The 12,675-nt window shown below is 68.3% G+C and carries 7 protein-coding genes; 6 read left to right on the plus strand and 1 reads right to left on the minus strand.

Annotation, left to right across the window (positions count from 1 at the left end):
* Positions 1–652: 652 nt before the first annotated feature.
* The 6 genes from ACZ4S3_RS22760 (at position 653) to ACZ4S3_RS22785 (ending at position 9,707) form a co-directional block, all read left to right on the plus strand.
* Positions 653–2,779: a flavin monoamine oxidase family protein gene (locus tag ACZ4S3_RS22760; protein WP_467936958.1), complete on the plus strand. Its 2,127-nt coding sequence runs from the start codon at positions 653–655 to the stop codon at positions 2,777–2,779.
* Entirely contained in the window at positions 2,776–4,665 is a 1,890-nt protein-coding gene (locus ACZ4S3_RS22765) for an alpha-keto acid decarboxylase family protein (RefSeq protein ID WP_467936960.1), read from the plus strand. Before ACZ4S3_RS22760 ends, ACZ4S3_RS22765 begins: the two co-directional genes overlap by 4 nt.
* On the plus strand, positions 4,662–6,326 hold the full coding sequence (locus tag ACZ4S3_RS22770) for a flavin monoamine oxidase family protein (protein ID WP_467936962.1): 1,665 nt from the start codon (positions 4,662–4,664) through the stop codon (positions 6,324–6,326). Before ACZ4S3_RS22765 ends, ACZ4S3_RS22770 begins: the two co-directional genes overlap by 4 nt.
* Before the next feature lie 74 nt (positions 6,327–6,400).
* Positions 6,401–6,991, plus strand: coding sequence for a helix-turn-helix domain-containing protein (locus tag ACZ4S3_RS22775; protein WP_467936964.1), 591 nt, complete (start codon positions 6,401–6,403; stop codon positions 6,989–6,991).
* A 226-nt stretch (positions 6,992–7,217) separates the two neighbouring features.
* Positions 7,218–8,234 (plus strand): DMT family transporter, encoded by a 1,017-nt coding sequence (locus tag ACZ4S3_RS22780; RefSeq protein WP_467936966.1) that lies wholly within the window; start codon positions 7,218–7,220, stop codon positions 8,232–8,234.
* Between the two features lie 27 nt (positions 8,235–8,261).
* Positions 8,262–9,707 carry a glyceraldehyde-3-phosphate dehydrogenase gene (locus tag ACZ4S3_RS22785; protein ID WP_467936968.1) on the plus strand — a complete coding sequence of 482 codons (1,446 nt, stop codon included), beginning with the start codon at positions 8,262–8,264 and terminating at the stop codon, positions 9,705–9,707.
* 300 nt (positions 9,708–10,007) lie between these two features.
* Here the strand turns inward: ACZ4S3_RS22785 and ACZ4S3_RS22790 are convergent, their stop codons facing one another.
* Positions 10,008–12,578, minus strand: a complete 2,571-nt coding sequence (locus ACZ4S3_RS22790; RefSeq protein ID WP_467936970.1) for a GmrSD restriction endonuclease domain-containing protein — start codon at positions 12,576–12,578, stop codon at positions 10,008–10,010.
* Positions 12,579–12,675: the final 97 nt, after the last annotated feature.

Below are 12,675 nucleotides of genomic sequence, written 5' to 3' on the forward strand. Positions count from 1 at the left end.
GCGCCATGCCGGTTTCAGCGGCGGGCCAGGCGCCGCCGGCCGACCTCCGCCCCGGTCACAAGCCGTACGGCACGCGACCTCGTCACCGCGGTCCTCGGCGGATCCCGACGAACGGGGTCGGCATTCGGTGAACCGTGGGACTCAGCGCTTTCCGGCACCGCTCACCGCTCACCGCTGACCGCTGACCGCTGACCGCTGACCGCCCACTGAGCCACGCCACACACCATGGCCGCGGCGAAGTCACCGATTCGGGTAGGCCCGTGCTCCAGTTGGCGTCGGCCGTTCTGCGGGCCGGTCGATTCGATGCTCGGCTGGCAGCACAAGCCGGCCACCGGCCTCCTTCGGTGTGCCCTTGTGTCTCGTGTCTTTGTCTCTTCGTGTCCTTGCGTCTTTGTGTCATCAGCGTGCAGGGAGCTGGATTCCGCCTGCCCGCGCAGCCCCACATCACCCCATCGCACCCCACCGCGCCCCACCTCGCCCCGCGAAGCCCCCCAGTAAAGGAGAGCAGTGACCACTACCTCAGTGCGTCCGACAGCGGTACCGGACACCGAGCGGATTCCCATGTCGCCGTTGTGCGCATCACGGGAAATCCAGGGCGGCATCCCCGCCGCATTCCCCCACACATCCCTGCACGAGAAGGACTGACGGCACCGTGGAGAACAACACCCGCAGGGAACACACCGGCGTCGAGCGCGCCCAGGCCAAGGCCTATCAGCAGCTCGCACGCGAAGTCCTGCTGATCGGCCCCGAGCCGGCCAATGAAGATCTGAAGCTGCGTTACCTCGACGTACTGATCGACAAGGGGCTGGCGCCGCCCGCCGCCCGAAAACGCGTACTGATCGTCGGTGCGGGCATCGCCGGGCTGGTAGCCGGCTCCCTGCTGAAGCGTGCCGGGCACGATGTGACGATCCTGGAAGCCAATGCGAACCGGGTCGGCGGCCGTATCAAGACCTTCCACGCCAAGAAGGGAGAGAAGACGCCGTTCGTCGATCCCGCGCAGTACGCGGAGGCCGGGGCCATGCGCCTGCCCAGCTTCCACCCGCTGACGCTGGCGCTGATCGACAAGCTCGGCCTGAAGCGGCGGCTGTTCTTCAACGTCGACATCGATCCGCATACGGGCAATCAGGACGCCCCCGTACCGCCGGTGGTCTACCGCTCCTTCAAGGACGGCAAGGTCTGGACGAACGGCGAGCCCAGCCCCGAATTCCAGGAGCCGGCCAAGCGCAACCACACCTGGATCCGCACCAACCGCGAGCAGGCCCGGCGCGCCCAGTACGCCAAGGACCCGTCCGCGATCAACGAGGGGTTCCACCTCACCGGCTGTGAGTCCCGGCTGACCGTCGGGGACATGGTCAACCAGGCGCTGGAACCGGTCCGCGACTACTACTCCGAGATCCGTAACGGCAAGCGGGCCAACAAGCCCTTCCAGCAGTGGCTGGACGGCTGGGCCGACGTCGTCCGTGACTTCGACGGCTTCTCGATGGGCCGCTTCCTGCGCGAGTACGCCGGGTTCAGCGATGAGGCCATCGAGGCGATCGGCACGATCGAGAACATGACGTCGCGGCTGCACCTCGCGTTCTTCCACAGCTTCCTGGGGCGCAGCGACATCGACCCGTCCGCCACCTACTGGGAGATCGAGGGCGGGAGCCGGATGCTGCCCGAGGCGCTCGCGAAGGATCTGCGGGACCAGATCGTGATGGGACAGCGGATGGTCCGGCTGGAGTACTTCGACCCGAGCCGGGACGGCCATCAGGGCGGGCTCGTGGGGCCCGGCCGGCCGGGCGGCTCCGCGGTCGCGATCCAGACCGTGCCCGAGGACGAGCCGTACGGCGAAATGGAGACCTGGACCGGTGACCTGGCGATCGTCACCATCCCGTTCTCCAGCCTGCGCTTCACCGCGGTGACCCCGCCGTTCTCGTACAAGAAGCGCCGCGCGGTCATCGAGACGCACTACGACCAGGCCACCAAGGTGCTCCTGGAGTTCTCGCGCCGCTGGTGGGAATTCACCGAGGCGGACTGGAAGCGGGAACTCGACGCCATCGACCCCGGTCTGTACGACTTCTACCAAGGGTCGGGAGAGGACCCGGCCGAGGCCGCCTTCGCCCTCCCCCAGGGCGTACGGGACCTGCCCACCGGGCTGCTCGGCGCACACCCGAGCGTGGACGAGAAACAGATCAGCCAGGAGCAGCTGGACTACTTCCGCAACTCCCCGCCGGCCGGCGGCGTACGGCCGGCCACCAACGCCTACGGCGGCGGATCCACCACCGACAACGCCAACCGCTTCATGTACTACCCCTCGCACCCCGTTCCCGGCAGCCCGGGAGGCGTGGTGCTGGCCGGCTACTCCTGGTCGGACGACGCCGCGCGCTGGGACTCCATGGAGGACGGCGAGCGCTACGGGTACGCGCTGCGCAATCTCCAGTCGGTGCACGGCCGGCGGATCGAGGTCTTCTACACCGGTGCGGGCCAGACCCAGAGCTGGCTGCGCGACCCGTACGCCTGCGGCGAGGCGGCGGTCTACACGCCGCATCAGATGACCAGCTTCCACCTCGACGCGATCCGGTCCGAGGGACCGGTCCACTTCGCCGGTGAGCATGTGTCCCTCAAACACGCCTGGATCGAAGGCGCGGTGGAGACGGCCGTACGTGCCGCCATCGCCGTCAACGAGTCCCCCGCGGCGCGCTGGGGCTCCGCCGCCGCGTCGGCCGAGGCGCTCGGCGGGCGCCGGGACGCAGCCGCGCCGTCGGACGAGCCGCGAGAGGAAGTGCTGACGTCATGACCACCACACAGACCTGCACCGTGGCCGAGTACCTGGCCATCCGGCTGGAACAGCTCGGCATCACCCATCTGTTCGGCGTCCCGGGCGACCACCTCGGTCCGTTCCTGTCGACGCTGCACGAGAAAACCACGGTCCGCTGGGTGGGCACCCCGACCGAGGGCGGCGCGGGCCAGGCCGCGGACGGCTACGCGCGGGTGAAGGCCGCCGATGCCGAGATCGCGCTCGGCGAGCAGGGCATCGGCGCGGTCGCGGTCACCTACGGCGTGGGCGCGTTCAACCTGCTCAACGCGATCGGCGGCGGCTACACCGAATACGTACCCCTGATCGCGATCAACGCGGCCCCCGCCTACGAGCAGTGGATCAACCAGCGGGCGATCGGGCTGCTCACCTCGCACATGTCCCAGCGCCCGGAGAGCAACCTGGACGTCTACCGGCAGGTGACGGTGGACGCCCAGGCCATCTCCCATCCCGGGATGGCGCCCACCCAGATCGACGGCGCCATCACCGCGTGTCTGTCCCATCGCAGGCCGGTCTACCTGGAGGTCATGGAGGACGTCTGGACGGCACGGTGTCCCGCGCCGCGCGGCCGTCTGACGCGTCGGGACCGGCCGCTCACCGCGCAGAACATGCGCATGCTCGATGCGGCGGTCAAGGCGTGCGTGCAACTGGTGCGGGACCACGAGAAGAAGCCGATCCTGTGGGCCGGCGAGGAGATCGACCGCTTCAACCTGTCCGAGGAATTCGAGAAACTGGTCCGCGATACCCGCATCCCGTTCTGCACCACGATCGGCGCCAAGTCCGTCGTCTCCGAGAACACCCCGGAGTTCTGCGGCGTCTACAACGGCAAGGCCAGCGATCCGGACGTGGCCAAGGTCTTCCACCACGCGAAGTGCCGCATCGGGCTGGGCTCGTGGGCGACCTCGAAGAACCTCGGCGGCATGAGGTCGATCGGCGAGGACTGGGCGGTCGCCGCCAACGAGGGAGTACAGGTCGGCGCCGCGTACTTCCCGGATGTGCAGCTCGCCCAGTTCATCCCCGCGCTGCGGGAGGGTCTCCTCAAGGAGTTCGGAGCCGGTGCCTTCGCCGCCGACTACTTCGCCGATGCCCACAAGGCGGGCCTCGACGTGCCCGCCGGCATCGGCGCCTATCTGGCGTCGCTGACCGGCGGCCCCTACCCGGAGACCGTGACCTACGACAGCTTCTTCCGGCACATCAACGCCTTCCTCGAGTCGGAGACCATCGAGGGCCCCGGTGCGCGCACCACCCCGTTCACCGTGGTCAGTGACGCCGCGTTCGCGCTGATCGGCTCGATGAATCTGCGGATGCCGGAGCGTGCCTCGTACGTGGCGCAGAACAGCTGGCTGTCCATCGGCTACTCGGTCGGCGCGGCCACCGGAGTGGCGCTGGGCCGCGGCAACTCAAGCAAACGCCCCCTGGTCTTCGTCGGCGACGGCTCGTTCCAGGAGACGTGCCAGGAGATGTCCACGCAGGTGCGGCACGGGCTGCGTCCGGTGGTGTTCGTCCTGGACAACGAGGGCTTCTACGGCATCGAGCAGATGCTCGTCCACCCCTGCTACTACAAGGACGGCGTACCGGACTCCGACGGCGCCGACTTCTACAACGTGCTGCACCCCTGGCGCTACGAGAAGCTCGCGGAGGTCTTCGGCTCCAAGAAGCACCCGATGCACGGCTTCGCCGTCGCCAAGCACAGCGAACTCGAAACGCTGCTCAAGCGGATCGCCGAGCCCACCGACGCGATCAACCAGGGCCCGATCGTCGTACGGGTGCAGTTCAAGCGGCACGACTACCCCAAGGCGCTCGCGTACAAGATCGCCGAAAACTGTCCGCCGCCCGTCGGCGCATCGTCGGAAGGGAATGCGGGATGACCCCGAAAGGAAAGCGGCAGGCGCCGGGGAGCGCCCTCCTCATCGACGACTCGGCCAAGGCGCTCCGGCACGCCATGAGCGGACTGTCCGGGCCGGAGGCCACCGGCTGGACCGGCGCCGTACGGCCCGCCGAAGCCCCCGGCCAGGGCGCGAAGGTGCTGGTCCTGGGGGCCGGCGTCGCGGGCCTGACCGCCGCGTACGAGCTGAGCGTGCTCGGCTATCAGGTCACCGTCCTGGAGGCGCAGAACCGCGTCGGCGGCCGCAACCGCACCGCACGCAAGGGCGACAAGCTCTACGAGCTCGACGAACGGGGTGACGCCAAGCTCACGCACACCTGCGCGTTCGACGACGAGCTGTACCTCAACCTCGGGCCCGGCCGGATCCCGTACCACCACCGCCGGGTGCTCATGTACTGCCGCGACTTCGGCGTGGAGCTGGAGCCGTACGTCATGGAGACCACCGAGAACCGCGTACGCCCACCCCATGCCCCCGTGACCTGGCCCAACCGCCGGGTGGCCAACGACACCCGCGGCTACCTCGCGGAAAAGCTCGCCGAGAACCTGCTCAGCCTCGATACCTTCACCGGTGAACTGCGCGCCCTGCTGCAGGTGTTCGGCGACCTGGACGGCAACGGCAAATACCGCGGCTCCACCCGCTCCGGCTATCTGGACCGGCCCGAGATCGAGGACTTCCCCGTAAAAGCCCCGCCGCTGTCCTTCGAGGACCTGGTGAACTCGGGCTTCTGGAAGGCCCGCTTCTACCAGCCGATCGACTATCTGTGGCAGGCCACGATGTTTCAGCCGGTCGGCGGCATGGACCACATCGTCAAGGCTCTGGCACGCGAGGCCAAACGGGCCGGCGCGACCTTCGTGCTCGGTGCCGCGGTCGAAGATGTCGAGATCATTGAGGGCGGCAAAGGCGTCGAAGTCAGCTACCGCAAGGGCGACGACGTATTCGGCGCGGAGGCACGCTACTGCGTCAGCAACATTCCGATCCCGGTGCTCCGCGACCTCCCCCTCACCAACTTCTCGACACCCTTCGACCAGGCGATCAACACCGTGAACTTCGAGGAGACCTGCAAGGTCGGCTGGCAGGCGAACCGCCGCTTCTGGGAAGGCGATCTCGGCGGCCTCGACGACACCGAAGGAATCTACGGCGGCATCAGCTGGACCGGCCACAACATCACCCAGCTCTGGTATCCGTCCAACGACTACTTCTCCGACAAGGGAACCCTGACCGGCGCCTACAATTTCCAGGAGCAGGCCCGCGTCCTCGGAAACCTCCCGACCCACAAACGCCTGGAGATGGCCCGGGAAGGCGCCATCGAGCTGCACCCGGAATTCGCCGACAAAAAGCTCGTGCCCGACGACAAAGGCGTATCCATCGCCTGGCACAAGGTGCCCTACCAACTGGGCGGCTGGGCGGCCTGGAAGCCGGAGAAGGAAGACCACAAAAAGGCCTACAAGCAACTGCTCCAGCCCGAGGGCACGGACGCGTTCTACATCACCGGCGACCAGATCTCCCCGCTGCCCGGGTGGCAGGAGGGCGCCATGATGTCGGCCCACTACGTCGTCCAGCAGATCATGGGAATCATGCCGCTCAGCGCGCCGGAGGAGGTCGCCGTACCCGACTCGGTCGCGCTGACGCAGGGTCTGCACTGACGCAGGATCTGCACTGACCGGCGGGAGGGGCGAGCGGCACCATCCACGTCTCCTCGGACGATTAGGATGCGGTCATGGCTGCCCCGGACCCCTCCCCCCGCACCCCACGGGATCCGGAACTCGGTTTCCCGCCACCCGGCGAGGTGCTGCACCGGCTCCGTACGCACAAGCGAATGTCGCTCCGCCAAGTGGCCGCGGAGTGCGGGCTGTCCGTGTCCTTCCTGGCCGCTCTGGAGCGAGGCGAAACCGATATCGCCCTGGAGCGGCTCGGCCGCCTCGCCAAGGTCTTCGACCACGATGTCGGCTCGTTCCTGGGTTTCTCCCGGGGGCGCGCCACCCCCTCGGTCTTCCCCCGGGAGAAGCAGGAGGTCCTGAACCGGGCCCCCGGCGTCGTCTACCGGGTGCTGCGCTCCCCGGAGCTGGGATATCAGGTCGTCACAGGCGACTTCGCGCCGCACAGCGGCCTCACCGAGGACCTTCAGCACGAGGGCTCCGACCTCATCACGGTCACCCGGGGCACCCTGGTGGCCCGGTACAACGGTGTGGACCATGAGCTGCGTGCCGGTGACTGCATCCAGTGGTCGGCCGGCCACCCGCACAGCTTCCGCAACGAGACCGACGAGCCGGCCCAGATGGTCGTTGTGCTGTTCTCCAGCCTCTACTGACTGCCGCTCTCCACCGACCTCGTTCGCTCCCCCCTCACCCCTCCCCTCCTCGCCCCTTCCCTCCCCAACTGCCCTGCGGACGCCCGTCCGTGGGGCTTTCCGCTGTCCGGGCCCTTCCTCTTCAATGCCTCGCTCTGAACTATATTTTGCTCTAGTGTGCAATTTACTGAACACGGCGAACACCCGAACACGCCGAACACACCACACACGGAGAGGGGCACCAGCGGTGCAGAGATCTCACCTGCCGATCGAGAGTTCCTTACGGCCCGCCGCCCGCGGCGCCGATCTGTCCGCCCGGGTAGCGCTCGTACTCGTCTGGAGTTCGGGCTTCATCTCGGGCAAGCTCGGCCTGCAGCACGCGGCGCCCTACACCTTCGCGGCGTTACGTTTCGCCCTCGCGGGCCTGGTACTGCTGGCCATCGCCGGGATCCGCCGCGAGCGGCTGCCCCGGGGACGCCCGCTCGTGCATCTGGCCATCGCCGGCACGCTCGTCCAGGCGGTGCAGTTCTCCAGCATCTACGTGGGCATGGACCTCGGCGTGCCCTCCGGGCTCGCGGCCCTGATCATCGCCCTCTACCCACTGACCGCATCACTGCTGGCGGTGCCGCTGCTCCACGAGCGGGTCTCGGCGGGACAGTACCTGGGGCTCGCCCTCGGACTCGGCGGAGTAGCCCTGGCGGTCGCCGAGGGGATCCACCTGTCCGGCGGCTCTCTGCTGGGCCTGGGATTCCTCACGCTGGGACTGCTGGGCATCTCGGTCGGCACCGTCTACCAGAAGCGGTTCTGCGGGCGGATGGAGCCGGTGAGCGGCAACGCCGTACAGCTCCTGACCGCCTCGCTGGTGGTGCTCGCACCCGCCGTCTTCGCCGAGGGCTGGGACGTGCACTTCACCGCCGCATACTGGCCCGCGCTGCTGTGGAGCGCGCTGATCAACTCCATCGTGGGCGTGGGCCTGCTCTACCGCCTTCTGCAGCGGCACGGGACGAGCCAGGTCAGCAGCCTGTTCCATCTGGTCCCGATGAGCACGGCGGCGCTCGGCGCCCTGCTGCTCGGGCAGCGGCTCGGGCCGCTCACCCTCGCCGGGCTCGCGCTCGCCACGGCCGGCACCCTCCTGACCCACCGCCTCCGCCGCGCCCCCTCACCGCGGGTCACGCAGATCGGGCTAAACGCGCCAAATCACCACAGCCTCAACGCCCAGGCGGCACCGCGTGAAGAGCGAAAGGAGCGGGGCGCTAGCATATGAGCACCGCCTAGCTCGAAAGTTAATTCTGTGACTGTCAACGACGACTCGTTCACCAACTGGAAGAACCGCGAGGAAATCGCGGAGTCGATGATCCCGATCATCGGGAAGCTGCACCGGGAGCGGGACGTCACGGTCCTGCTTCACAGCCGCTCCTTGGTGAACAAGTCGGTGGTCAGCATCCTCAAGAGCCACCGATTCGCCCGGCAGATCGCCGGTGCGGAACTCTCGGTCACCGAGACGCTGCCGTTCCTGCAGACTCTCGCCGCGCTCGATCTCGGCCCTTCCCAGATCGACATCGGCATGCTCGCCGCGACGTACAAGACCGACGACCGCGGTCTCTCGGTGGAGGAGTTCACCGCCGAGGCCGTCGCCGGCGCCACGGGTGCGAACAAGATCGAGAGCCGCGAGGGACGCGATGTCGTCCTCTACGGGTTCGGGCGCATCGGCCGCCTCGTCGCCCGCCTCCTCATCGAGAAGGCGGGCTCCGGCAACGGCCTGCGGCTGCGCGCCGTCGTCGTCCGCCAGGGCGGCGACCAGGACATCGTCAAGCGCGCCTCGCTGCTGCGCCGCGACTCGATCCACGGCCAGTTCCAGGGCACGATCACCGTTGACGAGGCGAACAGCACGATCATCGCCAACGGCAACGAGATCAAGGTGATCTACGCCGGCGACCCGTCGGAGGTCGACTACACGGCGTACGGCATCAAGGACGCCATCCTCATCGACAACACCGGTAAGTGGCGCGACCGCGAGGGCCTGTCGAAGCACCTGCGCCCCGGCATCGACAAGGTCGTCCTGACCGCGCCGGGCAAGGGTGACGTCCCCAACATCGTGCACGGCGTCAACCACGACATGATCAAGCCGGACGAGCAGATCCTGTCCTGCGCGTCCTGCACCACCAACGCGATCGTCCCGCCGCTGAAGGCGATGGCGGACGAGTACGGCGTCCTGCGCGGCCACGTGGAGACCGTCCACTCGTTCACCAACGACCAGAACCTGCTGGACAACTACCACAGCTCCGACCGCCGCGGCCGCTCTGCGCCGCTCAACATGGTCATCACCGAGACCGGTGCCGCCTCCGCCGTCGCCAAGGCGCTGCCCGACCTCAAGGCGCCGATCACCGGCAGCTCGATCCGCGTCCCGGTGCCGGACGTCTCGATCGCGATCCTCAGCCTGCGGCTCGGGCGCGAGACCACCCGCGAGGAGGTCCTCGACTACCTCCGCGACGTATCGCTGACCTCGCCCCTCAAGCGCCAGATCGACTTCACCACGGCCCCCGACGCGGTCTCCAGCGACTTCATCGGCTCGCGCCACGCCTCGATCATCGACGCCGGCCCCACCAAGGTCGACGGCGACAACGCGATTCTCTACCTCTGGTACGACAACGAGTTCGGCTACTCCTGCCAGGTCATCCGCGTCGTGCAGCACGTCTCCGGCGTGGAGTACCCGACCTACCCGGCCCCGGCGGTCTGATCTCGACAAACCGTCCGATCCGCTGCCGGTGGCAGGCGGAGCGACGGTGGGACGGCAGCCGATCCCGGTCAACATCCGGCTGCCCTCCCACCACCGCCCGCCACCTGCTACGGCTACCGGCTACCGGCTACCGGCAGCGGATCGGGGCCGTACGGTCGCACCGTCCGTCGGGTCCATCGGCGCCGTCGAGGTCGAGCTCCCGACATCGATGAACCACCCACAGCCCTCCGCCTGGCCTTCCTGCCGTAGCTCGCCACCGTGCGCACCCGGTCCGGTTGCCGGGCCGGCCGGCCGGCCGCCTCAGGTCATGTCCCGGCCCTCCCAACGATCCCGGAACCAGGCCAGCGTCTCGGACAGATGCTCCCGGTTACGGTCGTCGTCCAGCAGCGACAGGCGGAAGCTGGGCCGCAGTTCCAGCTTGCCCTCCGGGATCGAGACGCCCTCCATCCCGTTCAGCCGGTTGAGCAGCTCGGCGCGCAGCGCGCGCTCCGTGAAGGGCTCGCGGCTCGCGAGGTGCTGGAACACCACCTCCGCCACGCCGCCCCGCCCGCCGCCGGGATACACCGTAAGCGGCCACACCCCCGGCCCACCCGCCTGCCCCAGCATGAGGAACGCACTGGTCGTGACCTCGCCGGCGCCGTAACCGATCCAGCCCCCCAGCTTCTCCCAACGGGTGAAGAGCTCACGGACAGCGGAAACCGTCGCGGCGGTGTCATCCGCCGCAAGCTGGCGAAGGAACCGCGCGGCTCGGGTGTCCTCATCCTGCTGCTCCGTACCGCCCGGTGCGCCCGCCTCCGTCGTCTGGCCATCGGCACTGGCGAGGAGCAGGGCAAGGTCGTCCACGGTAAGTCGCTGGGCCGGGTCCGCGGCTCCGCTGACGGTGAAACCGACACCATCGGCACTGAGCCGGGCGCGGACGTCCCCGCCGTCCGCCCCGGACCACCGGAACCCGTCGGCGATCTTGCCGTCGGCGTTGAGCACCCGGTAGGCGTTGACCACTCCGGCGGTCCTGGCAAGGTGACTGCCCACGGCCTGGGCTCCGGAGCCGAGGAAAGCGGCGAGGTCTCCGTAGGACGTCCACGTGCCGTGCGGGAGCGCGGCGAGTACTTGATGGGCGAGGTGCCAGTCCCGGCTGCGCTCGGCGCGTCCGACCCCCCTCAGAGGGGCAGGCCACAGCCGGATGGCCCGGTCGGCGAGGTCGTCGGCTCGGGCCAGGATCTCCCGGGCCCCCCAGCGCTCGGTGGCGGCGATGCGACGGTTCATCTCCAGGTGACTGCCGTCGAGCAGCCCCTGCTTGCGCTCAAAGGGATGGTTCGACAGCTCCGAGTTCACGCCGGTCAGGGTCAGGTTGCCGAGCGTGTGCTGCAACCGGGAGTGCAGGTCTTCCGCGCTCTCGCCCTGCGCCGCGTCTTCCTTCAGCATCCGCATCCACGCGTCGCCGGGCGACTGCGGCATCACGTGCTCGATGGTCAGCTGCGCCGAGGCGAAGTCCACCGGCTCGGGGTGCCCGTGGCTCTCCTCCAGCCGCTGGAGCACCAGCCTGCGCTGGTTCGGCCGACCGTACTGGTAGAAGGGTGCGGTACGGATCTTCTCCCGCAGCTCTTCGTCATCCGGCCAGAGGCGGTTGTCGGCGGAGAGGAGCTGGTGGAGTCCGTCGGCGATGGGTATGTCGTGCGGCAGTTGAGCGGGCACGGCCTGGAAGATCCGGTTGAGGTTGTTCGTCGGCACCCGGCAGATCGTCCGCCGCACCAGGAAGCTCTCGATGTACGACATGGCGCGGGCTGCTTCCCCGGCGTCGAGCTCTCCTCGTTCCCGCCGGTCGAGCAGCAGCATGAGCGCGGGGTAGGTCACCACGGCCTGCCAGTCGTGCAACCGGCTCAGGTGCCCGCGGACCAGCGGGTCGGACTCCTCCTCCGGGCGGATCACCCTGCGGAAGTGGGCGCTGCGGCGGTGCAGTTCCTTGATGTAGGCCTCGATGTCCGCCTCGGTCTGTGTTGCGCCCACGTCCCGGCGCTCGAAGCGCTGCTGCTGGGCGGCGTACAGATCCTGGCGGCGCACCCGGTCGTCCCCGTCGAGCACCAGCTGGAGCCACATGAGCTGTTCGAGCTCGTCATTGCTCAGGCTGCCTTGCAGGGGCAGCCAGTGGGTCTCGTACACATGCTCACCGCGGGTCGGCAGGCGCATGAACAAGTAGTTGCGCAGCAGGTCTGCCTGACTGAGCTTCAGACCGGTGTTGTTAAGTGATTCGAAGATGCGGTGGACGTTGTCCCCTCGCTCGGCGGTCACCGACACCAGCGTGAGTCTGGAGGTGATCGCCTGCTCGATGCGCAGCACGTCCCCCGGGGCCGTCGGATCGTCCGCTTCGACGAGCTTGCGGCGGAAGAAGCGGTAGGCGGCGGCGACTCTGTCGCCCGTCGCGTGCTCCGACTGGACGCGGTGAATGTGCGCGGCGTACTGCGGCCTGTCCGCCTGGGTCGGCAGCAGACGGAAGTAGTCCTCGCCCTTCCTGCGCTTGTTGATGAGGTATTCCTCATCGATGCGCTCCGCCTCGTCCGGCTGCGATCCGACGATGTGGTCGCGGATGGCGGCCAGCGCGAGAGAGAGCGTGGTGAGCCGCTGCTGACCGTCGACGACAAGCCATCGTGGGAACGTCGCTTCGTTCTGCGGGGACGGGGCAAGCACGACCGAGCCGAGGAAGTGGGTGCTCACCGTCGCGCCGGACTCCACCAGCTCAGCCTGTTCGAGAATGTCGCTCCACAATTGGGCCAGCTGCTTCTCCGACCAGGAGTAGGTCCGCTGATAGAGCGGGACCTGGAACTGCTGAGCCCGCCCTTGCACCAGATCGGCGAACAATGTCTCTTTGGCCTGCATGCCGGTACCCGTCCTCCGATATCCCGCCCCGTCAGGGCCCTCTGACAGACGACGATATGGGCTGCCACTGACAACCGCGGGTGCATCGACGGAACCC

It is taken from the genome of Streptomyces sp. NPDC028368 (genome assembly GCF_055565615.1).